Below are 19620 nucleotides of genomic sequence, written 5' to 3'. Positions count from 1 at the left end.
CGCTCAGGAATAAGCTGATGTCTACCGAGCCCCTCTGCCTGGTTTTCGTACCCGCCCTGGCAGCCTTGCTAACCGCCGCCGAATCGAAAAAAGGCGCCCCTCTCAGCGAAGTCGAAGTGTGCAATATCCGCCACCAGGCCACTTGCATTGCGGTAACCTTCTCCACCGCGCTGGCGATGGAACAAGAACGGGGTTACCCGGATATCGTTGCCGAGGATTGCTGGAATGAGTGGCAAAGGTTGCGTCCGTCGCTTCAATAGCGCCCGCCCTGATCAGTATAGGTATCTACACAACTTTGTTGCGTTCAACGGTAACTACGATGCGAAGCGAGCCGCTGTTGATCTTGATCTGCTTTTGATCTTGATCTCAGGCGCCCCGTCAAACCACGCTGGCCGAGCGCAGGCTTGAATTCGTGGGTAACCCGGCAGGACGCCGGGTTAGCCGCCCCGCGCCATGGATGGCGCGTGGCGGCGGCCCACGGATTCAAGACTGTGTTCGGGCACACCGAGCCTAGGCGAGGTGCCGAGTGGTGGGGCAAGAGCGTTTTGCTTACTTTTGCGCTTTTCAAAAGTGAGCCGCCGTCAGGGCGGAACCCTAGGTGGCCGTTACCGCAGGAATGGATATGTACTCGGTATAGCTGTGTCGCCTATAAGGCCGCCTTCGCGAGCAAGCCCGCTCCCACAGTTTGATTGCGGGGGGTCAGGTAGATTGGTGTCGGCTGGCAGGCCCCCATCGCAGGCAAGCCAGCTCCCACAGCTGGATCGCTGAGTGTCAGGTAGATTGGCGTGGGCTGGCAGGCCGTCATCGCAGGCAAGCCAGCTCCCACAGTTGAATTTCGGAGCGTCAGATGGATATGCGCCGACTGTCAGGCCGTCACGGGAGCAAGCTCCCTCGCCACAGATTTAGCGTCGTGCCGACGTTGTGTAGATAGCTATGCTCTGATCAGCGCCCCAACCCACTCCCAGGACTCACAGACTTCCTTTATGCCACCTGCCTCACGCGACCACGCCCGTATCGAACGCCGTCTCATCGCAGCCCTGACCGACGCCTGCGAGATCGCAAAAGCTGAAATCCCGGGCTTCGAATGGCTGACTCACACCGTCGACTACCGCGCCTTCCCCCAAAGCTTGCGCGTGACCTGGGTGTTCGACAGCCGCGCGAGCAAGGATCACGCCCTGTCCATCGGGGCCGACGCACGCATGCGCGAGCTGACCGCCGCCGCGCTGGATGACGCTGGCGTGCAGATGACGCGCATGGCTCGTTGCGTCAGTTTCGACTCCGAAGAGGAATGCCATCACCAGCATGGCGGCGATTGGCGCCGACGATTGGCCAAAGTACGGGCGATCTGACGTTGGTCTTTTACTCCCCCGCTTTACACGTCAACCAGGCCCCCCAGAAAAGGCTGCTGAAAAAACGCGTCGCGTCGCCAAACCCGGCGTCGTGCAACAGCTTCTGAACCGCCGCCTCGGAATGGGGCGGGTCAGCGCCTTGAAGGATTTTGCCGAGCTTGGCCTTCACTTCATCCGGGGTGGCACCATGCTGACGCCACCGTTGCCCCCATGCCGTCAGCAGCAACGGCTGGCTGGCATACGCGTAATGATTGCCCGCGACGATCAGCGGTGCCCCCGGTTTCAGGTGCGCCCGAATTGATCGCAGCATCCGGTCCTTGGCGCCGTCACCCTCCAGATGATGGAGCACACCGATCAAGGTGGCGGCGTCGTATGACGCGTCTGCTGCCAAGTCTTCAAGCGTCCCGAGATGCAGGGTGGTTCTATCAAGCAAGTGGTTGGTTTCCAACTGCTGCCTTGCCGCGTCGAGCATCGGCTGGGAGGGATCAACCGCCATGAAGCGCCAGCCCGGTTCAAGGTTGGCCATGGCGATGATCTCCTGCGCCGTACCGCCGGCGCCGACCACAAGTACCCTGGCCGAAGGGGCATCGCCAAGGCTCGCCGCGAGCATGCAGGCTGCCAGGTCCTGGCACGCGTCATAGCCCGCCAGCGCGATACGGCTTTGTCGTGCGTACTCGTTGGCTCTTGAGGTATCGAATTTGTCAGCAAGGTTGGGTGAGGATGAGTTCAAGGCGGTTCTCCGTGGCCTTGAGGCAAATTACGTTAACCGTGGCAGTAAGAAAAATGCATTAATTTTATGTGCTGTATTCCCGTGGGGAATGCAGGAGCGTACGAGTGGCGAGGTTGCAGGATCGTACAAGCCTCTGACCTGTCGACCCAGATAGTCTGGCCTTCTCATCGACAGGAAGATCCCGCATGACTCAAGCACAGCCTGTAAACCTTGCTCAAAAAGCCTCGCTCATCGACCAGCAATGGAGCCCAAGAGTGGTCGCCGAAATGAACGACTACCAGTTCAAAGTCGTGCGCATCGAGGGCGAATTCATTTGGCACTCGCACCCGGAAACCGATGAAGCGTTCCTGGTGCTTGAAGGCACGCTGCGTATCGACCTGCCGGATGGCCCGGTGTATGTGAAGCCGGGTGAGTTGTATGTGGTGCCGCGTGGCATTGAGCACAGGACGGCGGCCGAGGGAGAAGCCAAGCTGATGATGATCGAGCCAAGGGGCATCATGAATACGGGGCATGAAGGCGGTGAGCGTACCGCGTTGAATGACCAGTGGATTTGAGTATGCCGCTGGCCCCTGTAGGAGCGAGCTTGCTCGCGAAAAACGTCAACGATAACGCGTGCTTCCTGAATGAACGCGGCGCCTGTGAATTTTTCGCGAGCAAGCTCGCTCCTACAGGGGGCAAGAGGGCAAGCCCTATCGCCTTTGAATCTGCACCGTGGCAAACGTCGGCTCGTCGCGCGCCTGCTCCAGTGTATTCCTGGGCTGTTGCGGGGCCCGGGATTGCCCCTCTGGCCGTAACGCAGGCGGCGGATGCAGGCGCATGTCCGAGCGCTCATCGCTGGGCGCCACGCCGAAGAAATCCCGGTAGCACTTGGAAAAATGCGGCGTGGACACAAAGCCGCAAATCACCGCCAGTTCGACAATCGAAATGGGCGTCTGCATCAGCAACTGGCGGGCACGGGTCAGGCGCAGTTTGAGGTAATAGCGCGATGGCGTGCAGTACAGGTGCTTCTGGAACATGCGCTCCAACTGGCGGCGGGACACGTGCACATAGGCGGCCAGTTCGTCGAGGTCGATGGGTTCTTCCAGGTTGGCTTCCATCAGGGCGACCACTTCCTGCAGCTTGGGCTGTTGCGTGCCGAGCAGGTGTTTGAGCGGCACGCGTTGGTGGTCGCGCTCGTTGCGAATGCGCTCGTACACGAACATCTGGGAAATCGCCGCCGACAGCGTGTGCCCGTGATCGCGGCTGATCAGGTGCAGCATCATGTCCAGCGGCGCGGTGCCGCCGGAGCTGGTGAAGCGGTTGCCATCGAGGGTGAACACGCTGGAGCTGACTTTGACGCGGGTAAACGCCTCCTGCATTGACGCCATCAGCTCCCAATGCACGCTGCACTGGAAGCCATCAAGCAACCCCGCCTGAGCCAGCGCCCAACTGCCGGTGCACACCGCGCCGAGACGTTTGCAGTACAGCCGCGCCTGGCTGCGCAACCAGGCGATGAGCGCAGGGCTGATAGCCTGTTGAATGCCCACGCCGCCGCACACGATCACTGCATCGAAGCCGCGCTGGTCCTGCGCGCACGCGTCCGGGGTCACCGACACGCCATCGCTGGCCCACACCGGCTGGCCGTCCAGGCTCAGGGTTTGCCAACGGTAGAGTTCTTCGCCCGCCAATTGGTTGGCCATGCGCAGCGGCTCGACCGCACACGACAGCGATATCAGGGTGAATTGGTCCAGCAGCAAAAAGCCGATGGTCTGGCAAACAGGCGCCTCGGTTTCCATCACCGCTCCCCCCACAGGCGTGATCAGGACTGTTCCAGCGCCACCGGCTTGGGTGCCCGGTTGTGCTGGCGCGATGTGACCAGGCCGATAAAGGAAATCACCAACGCCAGGCCAATGGTCGAGGACACTTCGGTGCGGTGCTCGGGCGTCACCATCATCACCCCCAGGGCCAGGCAGATAAATACGATCACCAGGTAAGTCAGCCAGGGAAATAGCCACATGCGAAAGGTCAGCTCGACGTTTTGCCGAAGCAGCAACCGACGCATACGCAGTTGCGAGATAGCGATCACCAGGTACACCAACAGCGCGATGGCGCCGGAGCTGGCGAGCAGGAACTGGAACAGACCGGCCGGCATGAAGTAGCTCAGCAACGTAACGCCCGCACCGATGATGGTACTGGCGATCACCGCCGCCCGGGGCACGCCCGCCTTCGAGGTGATTTTAAGTGCCGGTGGCGCATCGCCGCGTTTGCCGAGGGAGAACAACATGCGCGAGGAAATGTAGATTGAAGAGTTCATGCAACTGGCTACCGCGATCAACACCACCACATCGACCATGAACTTGGCGTTGGGGATGTTCATAATTTCCAGTGCACGCTGATAGGAACCCACGGACGCCAGCAGCGGGTCGTTCCAGGGCACCACGGAAATCACGACGGAGATCGACAGCAGGTAAAACACGCCAATGCGCCAGATCACCGAGCGGGTGGCCTTGGCGATGTTCTGCGCGGGGTTGCTCGATTCGGCTGCGGCGATGGTCACCGCTTCGGTGCCGATGAAACTGAACATGATGGTAATGAACGCGCCCACCACCGCCGACAGGCCATTGGGAGCAAACCCGCCGTGTTCCTCCATCAAGCGGCTCAAGCCGCTGGCTTCGCGATCCGGGATCCAGCCCATGAGCACGCTGAAACCCAGGCCGATAAAGCCGATGATGGCAATCACCTTGGCCATGGCGAACCAGAATTCGAACTCGCCGTATTTGGCCACGCTGAACAGATTGGTGATCACCAGCAAAACGATCGAGATCAACGCAAACAGCCACGCATCCACCTGAGGGAACCACTGGTTGAGCACATGCCCGGCAGCCAAGGCTTCGATGGGAATAACCAGCACCCAGAACCACCAATACAACCAGCCGATGGTAAACCCCGCCCACGGGCCGATGGCCTGGTCGGCGTAGGTGGAAAACGAGCCGGTGTCCGGGCGCGCCACCGCCATCTCCCCCAGCATGCGCATGACCAGCACCACCAGCAGGCCGGAAAACAGATAAGCCAGCAACACCGCCGGCCCCGCTGCAGCGATGGCATGACCGGAGCCGACAAACAACCCCGCGCCGATGATGCCAGCGATGGACAACATGGTCACATGGCGCGGCTTGAAGCCCTGCGCCAGCTGACCGTTGGAATCGTTGCAGTTGAGGCTAGTCATTGTTTTTGTTGTTCTCGGGCGGCCAATGACCCTCACCTTAAGTGCCCGAGGCCAGGCACAAGTAGCCTGGTTACGCCACCATCGTGTCTGATATCGACATGGGGAATGGTGGCACTCTGAGGTAACGCGCGGCGTGCCCTACTCTTGCGCGCTGCGTATCAATGACCCGAACAGCTCGCCACGCGGCATCTTGCTCAGCTCGATATCGGCATTTTCAAACCATTCTCGCCCGGCTTCCGGGTGCGGCCCGCTCAGCACCACCACGCCACGTTCGTAGGTATAGCGCGCCGCCGCCACGTCGCCATTGTGGTAGGTCGCGATGACCTTGTAAGGCGCAGCGGCGCTAGCTTTGGGGAAGTAAGGGCCGTCCTGATAGAACACAGAGTCAGGTTGCCCGTCCCACGTCACCCGCACGGCGGCGTCTTCAATGCCGGACACTTCAAAACCGGGACGGCCAGCTTCGGTATCAAGCGCCTGGGGGATCAGGCCGAGGTTGTTGTCGTCGGCCAGGTAAGCGCCCATGCACAGGCCGAGGTAGCGGCCGCCTTTGGCGACGTAGCCGCGGATGGCTTCGGCACGCGCATCACCCAGGCTGTCGAGGGCGGCCGGGATGTCCTGGCCACCGCCGGGTTGCACATAGAGGTCGTAGCGCGCCAGGGTTTGCGGGGTGATGTCGATGGGTTCGTCGGCACCGACGAAGTCGATCTGGTAATTGGGGTTCAGGCGCTGCAGGGCGGTTTTCACGTTTTCCGAGCAGTCGGGGCAGCCTGCCGGGCCTCGGTAGATGGCGACATGGGTGATGGGGCCTGCGCCGTGTACGGGTAAAGGGTGCAGCGTCGCAACGGCGAGAAACGTGGCAGCGAGGGCAGGCAGTTTCATGGGGTAGGCTCAACGGTCAGTTGAATGGGTTTGATCCAGTGGTCGCAGCGCCAAGCCTATAACGAAGAGCCTTTTGAATTCGTGAAGAGTTGTAAATCCACGTGGGCCATTCATCCACTTCCCAGCATCTGCCACAACGACGCGCCCACACCGGTAATACTCTCACCGGCGATCAGCCCCGCCGCTGCCGTGATCGCAAAGCGCTGCGTCACGCTCGGCCAGCGACAGCTCACCGCCCAGGTCATGATCGCGCCAAGGGCCATCATCAGCGACACCGACGCAGGCAAGACAAACGCCAGTCCCAAGGCTGCCGCACTCGGCAGGTAGCGGGCGCGATGGGTCGGTAATGTGCTGTCGAGTATGCCCAGCAGTACGCCACACAGGCTTGCAACAGCAATGGCCCAGCGGATGCTGGGTGACAACGAATCCAGCCCGTGGGTCAGGGTTTGCGCCACGGCTTTCCAGGTGGCGACGGCAGGGGCTGGCCATTGTTCGGTGAGCAGCATGGTTTGAGGGTCGGGGATCAACGCCAGGTAAGCGAATACACCGACAATACTGCCGACGAAAATCCCCAGGATTTGCGCGATGACCTGCTTATGAGGCGTGGCGCCAATCGCCTTGCCCACCTTGAAGTCGTTCATCAAATCCGTGCATTGCCCCGCCGAACCTCCGGCGGTGTTGGCGCTCATCAGGTTGATCGGCACCTGGCCCGGCGCAACGATGCCAAAACTCAGCTGAGACAATTGCCCGATGGCGCCAATCGGTGGAATACCGGTGGCGCCCACCACCCGCGCCGCCACGGCGGCCAGGCAGATCGCCAGAGGAATGGTCAGCAGCGCCATCCCGAGGTTGATACCGAACAACAGCGCTTGCAGGCTCACCACCAACGCAATCGCCAAGGCAAACCCCACGGCAGGCCCAGGCTTGGGAACCGCCCAGGGCGTGCCGCCAGCCGCTCGGGTTGAGCGATGCAACGCCCACAGGCGAATCGCCAGGGACGCCAGGGTGGAACACACCATCAGGCTCACCCCGGGCCACAGCAGCCACTCCACCAGCGCGGCAAATTGTGGGCCGCTGCTGTCGGCGGGCAGGCTCACCAAGCCATTGGCCAACAGCCACGGCCCCAGCCCGCCCCATGCCAGCAAGGCGCCGAGCAGCAGGGTCAGGCCTACGCGAATGCCGATGATGCCGCCGAACCCCAGCAACAGCAGGGAGGGGTCGGCGGTGAAGGTCAGGCGCTCCAACTGGGCGTTCGGCGACCAGCGCGGGAAGGCCCACATGAAGGTATCCACCCACTTGACCAGCCCGGACAACAGCGCCGCGCCGAGCAGCACTTTCAAGCGCGTGGCGGCTTCGCGGCCATGGTTGTAGATGTGCAGCAGGGTTTCCAGGGTGGCCATGCCTTCGGGAAACTTCAGTGCCTTGTCATTTAGCAATGACGGCCGCAGGTACCACGCGATCCAGATCCCCAGGAAGCTCACCGAGAACACCCAGGCGATCATCGGCAGCGCCGCCAGTTGGTTACCCGTGAGCAAGGTATACGCCGGGATGGGTGCGACCAGCCCGCCGGAAATGATCGACGCTGCGGCCGAGGCCACGGTCTGGTTGATATTGCTTTCGTGCAGAGTCCACGCCAGGTGCTCGCCGGAGCGCCGGGCCAGGCCTTGCCAGATGCCATAGCCGACCAGCAAGGCGATGATCGACATGTTGAACGACCAGCCGATCTTCAAGCCTGCGTAAACATTGGAAGGGGTGAGCAGGATACCCAGCACGATCCCGGTGATGACCGCCCGCAGGCTCAATTCGCGTTCTACCGGGACGCTTGAGGAGGTGGAGTGCATGCAGATTCCTTTCGAGAAAAGCCAGTGCCACCTTTTAAGTGAGCACCGGGAGACTCGAAGGTTCACCTGCCGAAGCGGGTTCTGTAGGAGCGAGCTTGCTCGCGAAAAACCCAAAGGCGCCGCGTTCATCCAGGAAACACGCGTTATCGTTGACGTTTTTCGCGAGCAAGCTCGCTCCTACAGGAGGCGGTGTGTCGGTGGGCCCGCTATTTGGCGAACGCGTATTCCCCGCCTCGCTCCACCGCCTTGCGATAAGCCGGGCGTGCCTGGAGCTTTTGCAGCCACGCCGCCAGGTTCGGGTAGGCCTGCAATTTGCCTTGAGCCTGGGCGACTTCACCAATAAAGCTCATCTGGATATCCGCCCCGCTGAGTGCGTCACCCACCAGATACGGCGTGTGCCCCAGCACGTCGTTCAGGTAGCCGAGGTAGTTGGCCAACTCCGATTCAATCCGCGGATGCAGCGGTGCGCCCGCTTCACCCAGGCGCCCCACGTAGAGGTTGAGCATCAACGGCAACATGGCCGAGCCTTCCGCAAAATGCAGCCATTGCACATAGCTGTCGTAGGCGTCGGTGGCCGGGTCGGGTTGCAGTTGGCCGTTGCCGTGGCGGCGGATGAGGTAGTCGATAATCGCAGCGGATTCGATCAGCACGCGGGAACCGTCTTCGATCACCGGGGACTTGCCCAGGGGGTGAACAGCCTTCAGTTCAGGCGGTGCAAGGTTGGTTTTCTGATCGCGCTGGTAGCGCTTGATGTCGTAGGGCAGGCCCAGTTCTTCAAGTATCCAGAGAATGCGTTGTGAGCGGGAATTGTTGAGATGGTGGACAGTGATCATAGCGGGCAGCTCCGTTAGGGTTAAGCACAAGACTACACGACGGAGGTGGAGTGCCCTGAATGTTGTTCGCCTCAAGAGCAATCACGTAATATCGCTCAAGGCTCGACTGTTCCACAGCAAAGGACTGCACATGCAACGCATCGTGATACTGGGTAACGCAGGCAGTGGCAAATCAACCCTGGCCCGCGACCTTGGCAGGCGCCTGAATTTATCCGTGGTGCACCTGGACAGATTGTTCTGGGAGCCTGATTGGGTGGAGGCCGACAATGAGGTCTTCCGCGCGCGGGTACGGCAAGCGGTTGCATTGGACCGATGGGTCTGTGAAGGCAATTACGCCCGACGGACTTTCGATCTACGCCTGCCGCGCGCAGACCTCATCATATGGCTCGACACCCCTCGCACCACCTGCTTGCGACGAGTGCTTATACGCAGCCTGCTGGACCGGCCGCGTGCAGATAAGCCCGCAGGCTGCAAGGAGAAACTGGACAGGGAGTTTCTGAACTTCCTGAGCTTTTGCTGGAACTACGACCGGGTGAGCCGACCTGGCATTGAAGCGGCGCGCATGAATATCGGGCCGCAGATTCCAGTGATTCACTTGCGCAACGTACGAGAAGTAGACGAGCTCTTACAACGCGCGGATCAACCCTGTGGGTTCACCAGCCTGTACTGACTGAAATTATTGATGTGATCAACCAGATTGCCTTCAAGCATCATCCGGTACTGGTCGCAAAAATACGTGAGCATGGCTTCGTGCGCATCGCGCCATGAACCGGTGGCATTCAGGCGAGCAACTGGTTGATCCACGCTATCTGTTGCTCAATCTCCTGCACCTTCTGCACAGATAGCCCCTGTCGCGCCTGTTCAAGGCTGGCCAAAGCCTTGCGTTTCTGGCGCAGCAGGCGTTGCCATTTCGCCAAAAATTGCGGGGTACGGGCCTGCATTTGCACGGGGCCGAAGTACAGCTGCTCGGCACTGTAGCTCACGCCCTCTGCACATTCGGCAACGATGATTTCGTAGTAAAAACGGTTCTCCCGCAATACCTCTTCGTGCAGGATCCGGTAGCCGTTGTCCATCAACCATAGGCGCAGCGGCTGCTCGCCGCCGTTGGGTTGCAGGATCAGACGTTCCCGGCCATTGAGGTGCGCCTTGCCGCTGTCGAGGATGTCGCGGATGGTCTCGCCGCCCATGCCGCACAGGCTGATGGCGGTGATCGCGTCGGCTGGCTCGATGGCCGCCAAACCATCGGCCAGGCGCACCGTGATGTGCTGCGCCAGGCCGTTGTCGTTCACGGTACGCTGGGCGGCGTGAAAGGGTGTAGCGGCCACTCCCCCCGCCACGGCCGCCGCAATAGCGCCACGGCGCATCAACGCCACCGGCAGGTAGGCGTGGTCCGAGCCGATATCGGCCAGGCGGGCACCCGCCGGTATGTGCGCGGCCACGCGCTCCAGGCGCTGAGACAAGGTGTGTTCGTTCAACGGTGATTCCTTAAGAGTGCCCGGAAAATCGATCCCGGCTGTTGGTCAAGTGCAGCACCATGGCCGCGCGCGCGGCGGCTGGGTCCTGGCGCTTGATGGCGTTATAGATCGCCTCGTGCTCCAGGTTCGCCAACTGCCCCAGTTGGGCAAAGTCCGCGCCGCCGCGCTCGACGGCATTCACCTGGGTGCGCGGAATCATCGCCGTGCCCAGGTGCTGCATGATGTCGGTGAAAAATGTATTGCCGGTGGCTTCGGCGATCAGTTGGTGAAAGCGCTTGTCCTCCTCCACACAGCTGTCGTTATTGGCCAGGGAGGCTTGGTAGTCGTCCAGCGCCTGGCGCATGTGGGCCAGTTGTGCCTCGCTCCTGCGCAGCGCGGCCAAGGCCACCGCTTGCACTTCCAGGCCCAGGCGCAATTCGAGCATGTTGCGCACGCTGGCGACTGTGTCTACATGCAAGCGCAGGCCTGGCTGCGTGTGCTGCTCGAGCACAAAGGTTCCAATGCCGTGACGCGTCTCCACCAGCCCCGACGCCTGCAACTTGGACAAGGCTTCACGCACCACGGTGCGGCTCACCCCATGCTCAAGCACGATGGTGGATTCGGACGGCAGTTTTTCACCCGGCTTGAGTTGCCCCAACCGGATGCGCTGGGTCAGTGCCTCGACCACACCCTGGGCCAGGTTGGCGGAACGTTTACGCACAGGCGGTGTGCTTTTAATCGGCATCGAGACGGGTCCACGGGGTTGGGCTGGGGGGAGCTTATCACCCTGAGCGCACGGGGCGACGGGTGGCGGAGAAAAACACCTAGCTTGTATGACAACACACTCGTCCCAACTCACCCGAGCCTGTCTTCGCTTTGAGAGAAGCGCACACCCCGAGCCGTCACCAGCAGGGCAAAACCCAATAAAATCTGGAAAATAACCAAAATAGCCAATCTCAATACCGGCTTATAAGAACAAAAACAGCTCTCACAGGATTGCGGCCTTCAAAAAACAACCTGTATGATGTCCGTCAACAAAACACCAAGCCCGCATAAAAATAATCAGGGGGAGTTTTCATTCGTGAAGCATTCAAGCCCAGCCTCAGCCGCACCCGAAAGTGATTCAGCGCTCGCCCGCGCCGTGAGCAAAGTGAAGGGCCATGTGCTCCCACTGTTCGTGGTCATGTTCATCCTCAACTACATCGACCGGGTCAATATCGGCTTCGTGCGCACGCACATGGAGCATGACCTGGGCATCGGCGCAGCCGCCTACGGCTTCGGCGCCGGACTGTTCTTCATTGGCTATGCGCTGTTCGAAGTGCCGTCCAATATGCTGCTGCAAAAAGTCGGCGCGCGTATCTGGCTGACCCGCATCATGTTCACCTGGGGCATCGTCGCCACGCTGATGGCGTTCATCCAGAACGAAACCCACTTCTACATCTTGCGTTTCTTGCTGGGCGTGGCGGAGGCCGGTTTCTTCCCCGGCGTGATCTATTACTTCACCCGCTGGTTGCCCGGTGTGGAGCGTGGCAAGGCCATCGCGATCTTCCTCAGTGGCTCGGCGGTGGCGTCATTGATCTCCGGGCCGTTGTCGGGGGCCTTGTTGCAGATTGAAGGGCTGGGCTTGCACGGCTGGCAATGGATGTTTGCCATCGAAGGCCTGGCATCGGTGGCGCTGGGTTTCTTTGTGTGGTTCTGGCTGGACTCCAAGCCCCATGATGCCAAGTGGCTGAGCCGCGAAGAACAGGATGCGCTGGTGGAGACTATCGATCAGGAGCAACGTGATCGTGAAGCCCTGACCACGGTCAAACCAACCATCGGCAAGCTGCTCAAGGACCGCCAGATCCTGCTGTTCTGCGCTCTGTACTTCTGCATTCAACTGACGATCTATGCCGCCACCTTCTGGCTGCCCAGCATCATCAAGAAGATGGGTGACCTGAGCGACGTGCAGGTCGGTTTCTTCAACTCGATCCCCTGGCTGATCTCGATTATTGCCATGTACGCCTTTGCGTCGCTGTCGGGCAAGTTCAAGTTCCAGCAGGCCTGGGTCGCGGCGGCCCTGCTGATCGCGGCGGCCGGCATGTTCATGTCCACCACCGGCGGGCCGATCTTCGCTTTCGTGGCGATCTGTTTTGCGGCCATCGGGTTCAAGTCTGCGTCGTCGCTGTTCTGGCCGATCCCCCAGGGCTACCTGGATGTGCGCATCGCCGCCGCCGTGATCGCGCTGATCAACTCCATCGGCAACCTGGGCGGGTTTGTCGCGCCAACCACCTTTGGCTTTCTTGAACAAACCACCGGGTCAATCCAGGGCGGGCTGTATGGCCTGGCCGGCACCTCGGTGCTGGCGGCCATCCTGGTGTTCTTCGCCAAGACTTCACCTTCTGCCGTGTCGGCCGCGCCAAGCGCTGTGACCACCGGCACCCCTCTCAGCAAACCCCTTTGAGCCCAGTCAGGAACTTGCCATGAATACCCCTATAGTCACCCACTTCCAAGTCATCCCCGTCGCCGGCCACGACAGCATGTTGCTCAACCTCAGCGGCGCCCACGGCCCTTTCTTCACGCGCAATATCGTCATCCTCAAGGACAGCAGCGGCAACACCGGCGTGGGCGAAGTGCCAGGCGGCGAGCGCATTCGTGAAACACTGGAGGACGCGCGCGGGCTGGTGATCGGCCAGCCGATTGGCCAATACCAGCGCGTGCTCAACCAAATGCGCAGTACCTTTGCCTCGCGGGATGCTGCCGGACGTGGCCTGCAAACCTTCGACCTGCGCATCACCATCCACGCCGTCACCGCCATGGAAGCCGCCCTGCTCGACTTGCTCGGTCAATTCCTTGAGGTGCCGGTGGCGGCCCTGCTCGGCGAAGGGCAGCAACGCGACGCGGTGAAGATGCTCGGCTACCTGTTCTATGTGGGGGATCGCAACGCCACCGACCTGGACTACCGCAACGAGGCCGACGCCGATGACGACTGGTTCCGCCTGCGCCATGAAACAGCCCTGACCGCCGACGCGGTAGTGCGCCTGGCCGAAGCGGCCAAGGCCAAATACGGTTTCAACGATTTCAAGCTCAAGGGTGGCGTATTGAGCGGCGACGCGGAAATCGAAGCCGTCACCGCGCTGGCCGAGCGCTTTCCCGATGCTCGCATCACCCTTGACCCCAACGGCGCATGGTCGTTGAAAGAAGCCATCCGCCTGTGCCGCGACCAGCATCATGTGCTGGCCTACGCCGAAGACCCGTGCGGCGCGGAAAACGGCTACTCGGGCCGCGAAGTCATGGCCGAATTCCGCCGCGCCACGGGCCTTAAAACCGCCACCAACATGATCGCCACCGACTGGCGTGAAATGGGCCACGCCATCCAGCTGCAATCGGTGGACATTCCCCTCGCCGACCCGCACTTCTGGACCATGCAGGGCTCGGTGCGCGTCGCGCAGATGTGCAACGAGTGGGGCCTGACCTGGGGCTCGCATTCCAACAACCACTTTGATATTTCCCTGGCAATGTTCACCCAGGTGGCGGCGGCCGCACCGGGCGAGATCACCGCCATCGACACCCACTGGATCTGGCAGGACGGCCAGCGCCTGACGCGCGAACCGTTGAAGATTGAAGGGGGTTACGTAAAGGTGCCGGCCAAGCCTGGCCTGGGTGTGGATATCGATATGGACGCGGTGGCCAAGGCTCATGAACTGTACAAAGGCATGGGCCTTGGAGCGCGGGATGACAGTGTGGCGATGCAGTTTCTGATCCCGGGTTGGGGCTTTGATAACAAACGGCCTTGTTTGGTGCGGTAAATCGGCTTTAGGAATGCTCAGCGCCATTTGAGCGTGACGCAAAAAATCCGATGCCCAAACAGGCATCGGATTTTAGTCAGATCAGAAGCTTAGCGGTTGGACCTCTGACACGTCTGCCAGAGGCCCCTTTACGCTACTGCCGATTGGCGATCTCCAGAACAGCCTCATCCTGCTCCAGGCCAGAGAGATCAGTGCCATTGATCATCGGCCCATAACGGCGGCTGAATTCCCAGTTGTAGGGCACGCGGTCTTTGCTGATCCCGTTGTCCCAATTCACCGACCAGGTCATGAGGCCCTTGATCGACAATCTTTTGTCGTGCAAACGCTTGAAGGTATTGGTCACGGCTGTTGGGTCGATCACATAACCAGTGGCAGCCGCGTCGACGTTCGCGGGCAGGCCAATGACGAACTTGTCTGCCGGGATTTTGGTAAACCCGCGCGTTCCGCTCACCAGGCTTTCGGTCAGGTAAAACAGGAAGTCCTCTTTCATCGCGTCGTTGTTCTGAGCAATCCAGGCGCCGTTGCCGCTGTTGACCTCCTGCACCCAGATGCCGTCGCCCCCCTGGTTGTAATACTGCGGGGCAATGAAGTCGTAATAACCTTCCAGCGCCTGGATGTAACCGACGTATTTGCCGGCAGTGGTCAGATACGGAAACTCCGGCGCCATGCTGATGATGAAGTGTTTGCCTTGACCTGCGTAGTGGTCCTTGACCAATTTCAACGCGGCGGGCAGGACAGTCTTATTGTCGGCGAAATCAATCGCGCTCTGTTCAAGATCGATATCCAGGCCATCAAAGCCATAGGTTTCCACCAGGCGGATAATCTCGTTGGCCAGTGGCTGCTCGTTGCCTTTATGCAGTTCGATGTGTGCATCGGCGCCGCCAAGGGAAATCAGCACCGCCCTGCCCTGGCTGTTCAGCACGCCCACCTGGCGACGAAACTCGGCGTCGGACAGGTTGTACGGCTTGAAGGTTGGGATACCGTTGCCCTTCATGAAGGCCACGGCCACCACGTTGTAATCCTTTGGGACATCCGCCAGGCTCATAGTGGCGAACTGGCCACGCTGGTAGCCATCGCTCGGCCCGGCAGGCCAGTTGTGCCAGAAGCCCATGAGGATCTTTTTGCCGGCAATGCTCGGCATCAGCGAAGCGGCATCGCTGAGCGGCGATTGCAGTGAGGTAAAGTCAATCTTTGACATGTTCTATTCCTTCAGAACGTGTGTGTTTAACGGTGCGGGCTTATTTGAAGTCCACATCGAAGGCTTGGTAGAAGGCGTTGCCGGTGTTGGCGACGATCCACATCAACACAATCACATGCTGGCCCTTTTTGTGGGTCGGCAGTTTCACTTCATGATTGACCTTGGCCTTCAGTTCGCCTGCATGGCTGTAGTACGGCACCTGGGCATAGAAGTCTTCAGCGAACGGCAGGGTTTCCAGTTGTGCGCGGGTGATGCGCTGTTTCGGGTCCCAACCATCCTTGGTGATCAGCCAGCGATAGCCACGGGTGGTGTGCGGCGCGGTGTATGCCCAGGTGACCTTGAAGGTCTGACCCGGCTCGACATTGAGCAACGGCCAGGTGAAGGCGCGGCCGAGTTTCTTGGCCATTTCCTCGTGGGTGAAGTTGACGCAGTCACGGGCATCGGTCTTGCCACCGCTGAGGATAAAGCCGTCGGCGGGCGGGGTGACGCTGTCACTGTCGGTTTGATAAGGCGCCGGGAACGGACCGGCCGTCAGTGCCGGGAAGTTCTTGCCGCCTTCCATTTCATTGACCTGCCAGGTCTCCAGCAGGCCAAGATCCACGGCGACTGCGCCACGGCTGGAAGGGGATGTGACACGACCATGGCGAAGCGGTGTCTGGGTTTGTGGTTTGTTCATTTTGTGACTCCATTCACTTGATTAAGAACTCTCCTTTCTTGAAGGAGAGGACCTCAACCTAACGGAGTTGCTTTTTTTTGCCAGAGGCGCATTTTTCGCTCATTTTCGGTTCATGAGCGCGAAGACTCGCAAATACTGGATATATAAACAGTGCTACAGGGAAACCCTTACGCTACCAGAGGTCGATTTCCTACAAGACCATGCGCATTTCAATACAGCTTCTCTGTACCGATGGCAGCCGTTTTTTTAGGGGTGGTCGCGGTAATCGGTCGCACCGTCAGTTCCACGCCCAATGCCAACATCAGCTTCTGGACCGTCTCATAACGTGTCTTTGATCCGCCTTTCAGGGTTTTATACAGGCTCTCCCGATTCACCCCCGCCGCTTCGGCAACCTTGTTTACACCCAGGGCCTTGGCAACCTCGGCCAGCGCCTTCATAAGGACGTGTGGGTCATGGCACGCCATGCTTTGCGCAAGATAGGCACTGATGGTTTCCGGGCTATCAAGGAAACGTGAAGCCTCATAGGCGCTGGTGCCGGATGTATCCAGCTCGAGGATCGGCATGTCCTCTGGTTTGAATGTTGGCTGACTCATGTCATTGACCTCTCAGGGCATCGAGAATCTCTTTTGCCCGCTTGATTCCTCGGGCGTCCCGCCGATCGTATTGGTCACAGATTCAAATGTAGCCTGCTGGCTACTTCTTGTAGATGCCAGTGAATTTTTAATGTCGGTGCACACCGCCAGAAAAAATCCTAGTCCAGCCGCCGCGCAGGCAGCCGAGCAATACTATTAGCGCTTATGTCCTCAAGACCGAAACGTTGCGTCGCGACTGTGGGAGCGAGCTTGCTCGCGAAGAACGTAAAGATAAGGTGTGCATCCAGAGTGAACGCGGCGCCTATGATTTTTTCGCGAGCAAGCTCGCTCCTACAGGGAGTGGGTGAGTGGGCCGGCGTTGACGTGGACCCGTCCTACAGCAAGCTGCACCACCTTGCTCCGTTGCCTACAGTTGCGTCAGAATCCGCCGGCTTGTGCGCTTGGATGGGCGTCTCTAAGGTGGCCCGGTCGCTGACAATTCAGTGATCGGGTTTAGTAGCCCGAGGGTCAATTACACTTAGTGCATGAGCTTCATCTATCAGACATTCCTGTCTGTGCCTGATGGTGGCTGTGCGTAGGGCGCCTTCGGGCGCGCCGGCTTTGTGTAATTCCCCGGTCTACTAACCTGCGTACAGCTGCCACCCTTTCGTTTAGTAGCGAAACGGTGTCGGCCCCACTCAGGAATTACGCATATGTATAAAGTCACACCTAACCCTCCAAACGATCCAAACCTCAAGCTTGATCACGCATCCCTTAACACCCCCGCCGAACCACCTCCCTCAGCGCTGTTCAGCGTTGCCGACGATGCCAGCAGCGAAATGCTCATCGCCAACAGCTACGAAACCTTTTCCTCGGTCACCGCATTGCTGCTTGATCTGTCGGATGAACTGACGGGTAAACAGCGCGATGTCGCGTTGGCGATTCATCAGTTGAGTGAATTGGGTGTTTTGTTGGTGGACAAATTGATGGCGAGGGAAAGTGCTTCAACGGTTAGCTAGCCTTGCAGCCATCAGTCGTCATGATCGACTTCACGACGACTCGGCTGCGCCTTTGCGCCGGTCAGGCCCTCGAAGCCTGGCGGGCGCTCTTTCTCTTGGAAGATGCCGCCGCCGCCCCCTCGCGCAGGCGATTAATCAGCAGTTGCGCATTCTCCTCACAGGCCATGCCCTCGGGCCTACCTTCGATGCCCTTGATGACGTTCAACAACTGAGCCTTGTTCTGGGCCAGCCGTTGTTGCAGGACCTCGATTTCCTCGACCTTGTGCTTGAGCCCGCTGAGCAGTTCGTCATGCTGCCAACCACCGGCACTTCTGGGCATTAACTGCCGGATTTCTTCCAGAGAGAAACCGGCCGCCTGGGCGCCCTTGATGATCTCCAACACGGCCTCGGTGCCGGGCGCATAGTCTCGATAGCCGTTGGATTTACGCGCAACCGATTGGATCAGGCCGCTCGCCTCGTAGAAGCGGATGCGTGAAGCCGCCAACCCGCTGATTTTTGCCAACTCGCCTATTCTCATGTACCCCCCACAAAAACCATCGACCTTAAAGTTGACTTTAAACCTAAAGTCATTGGGCGGCCAAGGCGGCGATTCGAATGCTGTTCTTCCTGGGAAGGGTAGCGGGTCGTTGCCCACGACCGGCGTGGCCTCGGGCGCTCCAGCCAGGTCTGGGACGGGCACGATATGGACCACTGTGCCGACGACGTCGCGGCCGTGGTCGAGCACCTGGGCGTACAAACTGCGGTGCATGTCGGTCATTCCACCGGCGGCGGTGAAGTGGTTCATTACATCGCTCGCCACGGCGAATTTGCCAGGACGGCAAAGGCGCGCGGCCACGGCCCGTGATCCAGCAGCAGGTGATCACGCTGATCAGTGAGTTCCTGGCGCGCTGAACCGGTAGTATCATTCGCGCCTTTCCCCTTCAGGCAACGGAACATGAACCGCCAGAAAAAACTTCAGCAGCTCTTCAAAGCCAAAGCGAAAAAGGCCAGCGCCAAGCTGGCGCCTAAAAGCAAAGACAAATACATCAGCAAGGCGGACCGTTTGAAGCTGGCCACCGAGGCCGGTCAAGAGCCGGTCACGGCTGTCGAGACGCCTGCTGAGTAAGGCGCATGGCTGAAGGGGTGGCCGCGTCATATTTGCTCCAGATACGCCGCAGATGCCGCGCCGAGCCAAAGCCTGCGCGCTCGGCGATGGTTTCAATGTCCAGGGCCGACTCGGCCAGCAGTTCACGGGCCACGGCCAGGCGCAGGCGGTGCAGGTAATCCAACGGGCTGATGCCGACATGCTCCTGGAACAGGCGCGCCAGGTGTCGGCTGCTGGTGCAGGCCAGGCTTGCCATGCGGGTGAGTGTCCAGGCTTCGCAGGGGGCGGCGGCTATGGCGTCTTGCACGCGATGGACCGCCGGGTGCAGGTGATTGCGCCCGCTCACCCAAGGCGATAGCTGCGGGTCGCTGCCGCTGCGGCGCAGGTACACCACCATGTCTCGCGCCACCGCGCACGCCAAGCGTGGCCCGGCCAGTTCGGCAACCAGGTGCAGCATCAGGTCGATACCCGCCGTGATACCGGCGCTGCAACTGACCGGGCCATCGGTCACGTACAGGCGGTTTTCCAAAACCCGGGCGGTGGGTGCGAGGGCCTGCAAAGTGGCGCACAGCGAATGGTGCGTGGTGCATTGGCGCCCATCGAGCAGCCCGGCCCTGGCGGCGCTCAACGCGCCGGCGCACACGCACACCAGACGCTCGGCCGAGGGTGCGAAGACGTTTTGCAACCACTGGGTGAGCTGATGGCTGGCCGATTCGAAGGCCTTTTGGTGGGCTTTCGACACGTTCATCGTGGAGCCCACCAACACCACCAGCGTACCGGGTTCCAGAGTCTGCGGCAGGGGCGCCAGCCCGGTCAGTGGCAAGCCGATGGAGCTGTGCAGCGACTCTACCGGGCTGACGTACTGCAGATCGAAATCCACCGCCGCCGGGTCCTCGGCTTGCGCGGCCAGGCGCAACACTTCAGCAGGCCCCGCCAGGTCGAGCATCAGCACATTAGGCAACAACACAAACAGCACCGGTACGCTCACGGGT

20 protein-coding genes and 3 pseudogenes are annotated in these 19620 nt (G+C 60.3%); 9 read left to right on the top strand and 14 right to left on the bottom strand.

Going from position 1 to position 19620, the window contains the following annotated elements:
- The first annotated feature begins 17 nt into the window (after positions 1 to 17).
- Together MF6394_RS28015 and MF6394_RS28000 are read left to right on the top strand one after the other, a co-directional pair.
- Positions 18 to 260: a hypothetical protein gene (locus tag MF6394_RS28015; RefSeq protein WP_078467986.1), complete on the top strand. Its 243-nt coding sequence runs from the start codon at positions 18 to 20 to the stop codon at positions 258 to 260.
- Positions 261 to 983: 723 nt separating this feature from the next.
- Positions 984 to 1349, top strand: a complete 366-nt coding sequence (locus MF6394_RS28000) for a hypothetical protein (RefSeq protein ID WP_078467984.1) — start codon at positions 984 to 986, stop codon at positions 1347 to 1349.
- A 10-nt stretch (positions 1350 to 1359) separates the two neighbouring features.
- On the opposite strand, the gene MF6394_RS27995 is transcribed toward MF6394_RS28000, so the two are convergent.
- On the bottom strand, positions 1360 to 2079 hold the full coding sequence (locus tag MF6394_RS27995) for a class I SAM-dependent methyltransferase (protein WP_078467983.1): 720 nt from the start codon (positions 2077 to 2079) through the stop codon (positions 1360 to 1362).
- 185 nt (positions 2080 to 2264) lie between these two features.
- Between MF6394_RS27995 and MF6394_RS27990 the strand changes: the two genes are divergently transcribed.
- Positions 2265 to 2633, top strand: a complete 369-nt coding sequence (locus MF6394_RS27990; RefSeq protein WP_047711436.1) for a cupin domain-containing protein — start codon at positions 2265 to 2267, stop codon at positions 2631 to 2633.
- A 135-nt stretch (positions 2634 to 2768) separates the two neighbouring features.
- Here MF6394_RS27990 and MF6394_RS27980 read toward each other — a convergent pair whose 3' ends face one another.
- The 5 genes from MF6394_RS27980 to MF6394_RS27960 form a co-directional block, all read right to left on the bottom strand.
- Positions 2769 to 3854: a GlxA family transcriptional regulator gene (locus MF6394_RS27980; protein ID WP_078467981.1), complete on the bottom strand. Its 1086-nt coding sequence runs from the start codon at positions 3852 to 3854 to the stop codon at positions 2769 to 2771.
- A 23-nt stretch (positions 3855 to 3877) separates the two neighbouring features.
- Positions 3878 to 5284 carry an amino acid permease gene (locus tag MF6394_RS27975; protein ID WP_078467980.1) on the bottom strand — a complete coding sequence of 469 codons (1407 nt, stop codon included), beginning with the start codon at positions 5282 to 5284 and terminating at the stop codon, positions 3878 to 3880.
- A gap of 138 nt (positions 5285 to 5422) precedes the next feature.
- Positions 5423 to 6163, bottom strand: coding sequence for a BPL-N domain-containing protein (locus MF6394_RS27970; protein ID WP_078467979.1), 741 nt, complete (start codon positions 6161 to 6163; stop codon positions 5423 to 5425).
- A 110-nt stretch (positions 6164 to 6273) separates the two neighbouring features.
- Positions 6274 to 8004 (bottom strand): OPT family oligopeptide transporter, encoded by a 1731-nt coding sequence (locus tag MF6394_RS27965; protein WP_078467978.1) that lies wholly within the window; start codon positions 8002 to 8004, stop codon positions 6274 to 6276.
- Between the two features lie 206 nt (positions 8005 to 8210).
- On the bottom strand, positions 8211 to 8837 hold the full coding sequence (locus MF6394_RS27960; RefSeq protein WP_044274775.1) for a glutathione S-transferase family protein: 627 nt from the start codon (positions 8835 to 8837) through the stop codon (positions 8211 to 8213).
- A 130-nt stretch (positions 8838 to 8967) separates the two neighbouring features.
- Between MF6394_RS27960 and MF6394_RS27955 the strand changes: the two genes are divergently transcribed.
- Positions 8968 to 9507 carry an ATPase AAA gene (locus MF6394_RS27955; RefSeq protein ID WP_044274776.1) on the top strand — a complete coding sequence of 180 codons (540 nt, stop codon included), beginning with the start codon at positions 8968 to 8970 and terminating at the stop codon, positions 9505 to 9507.
- Here MF6394_RS27955 and MF6394_RS34790 read toward each other — a convergent pair.
- From MF6394_RS34790 to MF6394_RS27945, 3 genes and pseudogenes are all read right to left on the bottom strand, one after another.
- A pseudogene (locus MF6394_RS34790) lies at positions 9477 to 9593 on the bottom strand (DUF3144 domain-containing protein); the annotation flags it as partial. The gene MF6394_RS27955 and the pseudogene MF6394_RS34790 sit on opposite strands and share 31 nt — an antisense overlap.
- Before the next feature lie 23 nt (positions 9594 to 9616).
- A complete protein-coding gene (locus MF6394_RS27950) occupies positions 9617 to 10312 on the bottom strand; it encodes a tRNA (adenine(22)-N(1))-methyltransferase (protein ID WP_078467977.1) in 696 nt (231 codons plus the stop codon).
- Between the two features lie 10 nt (positions 10313 to 10322).
- Entirely contained in the window at positions 10323 to 11036 is a 714-nt protein-coding gene (locus MF6394_RS27945; RefSeq protein WP_078467976.1) for a FadR/GntR family transcriptional regulator, read from the bottom strand.
- Positions 11037 to 11372: 336 nt separating this feature from the next.
- On the opposite strand from MF6394_RS27945, the gene MF6394_RS27940 reads away from it, so the two are divergent.
- Both MF6394_RS27940 and gudD read left to right on the top strand, forming a co-directional pair.
- Positions 11373 to 12734, top strand: a complete 1362-nt coding sequence (locus tag MF6394_RS27940) for an MFS transporter (RefSeq protein WP_047712232.1) — start codon at positions 11373 to 11375, stop codon at positions 12732 to 12734.
- Positions 12735 to 12753: 19 nt separating this feature from the next.
- Entirely contained in the window at positions 12754 to 14079 is a 1326-nt protein-coding gene (gudD, locus tag MF6394_RS27935) for a glucarate dehydratase (protein WP_003192683.1), read from the top strand.
- 196 nt (positions 14080 to 14275) lie between these two features.
- On the opposite strand, the pseudogene MF6394_RS27930 reads toward gudD, so the two are convergent.
- From MF6394_RS27930 to MF6394_RS27920, 3 genes and pseudogenes are all read right to left on the bottom strand, one after another.
- Positions 14276 to 15277: pseudogene (locus tag MF6394_RS27930) on the bottom strand (chitinase); the annotation flags it as partial.
- A gap of 40 nt (positions 15278 to 15317) precedes the next feature.
- Positions 15318 to 15953 carry a lytic polysaccharide monooxygenase auxiliary activity family 9 protein gene (locus MF6394_RS27925; RefSeq protein WP_078467974.1) on the bottom strand — a complete coding sequence of 212 codons (636 nt, stop codon included), beginning with the start codon at positions 15951 to 15953 and terminating at the stop codon, positions 15318 to 15320.
- A gap of 209 nt (positions 15954 to 16162) precedes the next feature.
- A complete protein-coding gene (locus MF6394_RS27920; RefSeq protein ID WP_047711444.1) occupies positions 16163 to 16546 on the bottom strand; it encodes an addiction module antidote protein in 384 nt (127 codons plus the stop codon).
- A 692-nt stretch (positions 16547 to 17238) separates the two neighbouring features.
- Here MF6394_RS27920 and MF6394_RS27915 point away from each other — a divergent pair.
- Complete coding sequence (locus MF6394_RS27915) at positions 17239 to 17544, top strand: DUF6124 family protein (RefSeq protein WP_044274408.1); 306 nt, start codon at positions 17239 to 17241, stop codon at positions 17542 to 17544.
- A 61-nt stretch (positions 17545 to 17605) separates the two neighbouring features.
- On the opposite strand, the gene MF6394_RS27910 is transcribed toward MF6394_RS27915, so the two are convergent.
- Entirely contained in the window at positions 17606 to 18061 is a 456-nt protein-coding gene (locus MF6394_RS27910) for a MerR family transcriptional regulator (RefSeq protein ID WP_047712233.1), read from the bottom strand.
- Between the two features lie 102 nt (positions 18062 to 18163).
- Here MF6394_RS27910 and MF6394_RS34785 point away from each other — a divergent pair.
- Positions 18164 to 18343 (top strand): annotated as a pseudogene (locus MF6394_RS34785) (alpha/beta fold hydrolase); the annotation flags it as partial.
- Positions 18344 to 18478: 135 nt separating this feature from the next.
- On the top strand, positions 18479 to 18649 hold the full coding sequence (locus MF6394_RS27900; RefSeq protein ID WP_069558568.1) for a DUF2986 domain-containing protein: 171 nt from the start codon (positions 18479 to 18481) through the stop codon (positions 18647 to 18649).
- Here MF6394_RS27900 and MF6394_RS27895 read toward each other — a convergent pair.
- Complete coding sequence (locus MF6394_RS27895) at positions 18621 to 19616, bottom strand: GlxA family transcriptional regulator (protein WP_069558569.1); 996 nt, start codon at positions 19614 to 19616, stop codon at positions 18621 to 18623. The two genes, MF6394_RS27900 and MF6394_RS27895, sit on opposite strands and share 29 nt — an antisense overlap.
- Positions 19617 to 19620 lie beyond the last annotated feature (4 nt).

Source organism: Pseudomonas sp. MF6394 (genome assembly GCF_002018845.1).
In the GTDB taxonomy this organism is placed as follows: Bacteria; Pseudomonadota; Gammaproteobacteria; order Pseudomonadales; family Pseudomonadaceae; genus Aquipseudomonas; species Aquipseudomonas lactis.
This window is presented reverse-complemented; position numbering and strand designations above follow the sequence as displayed.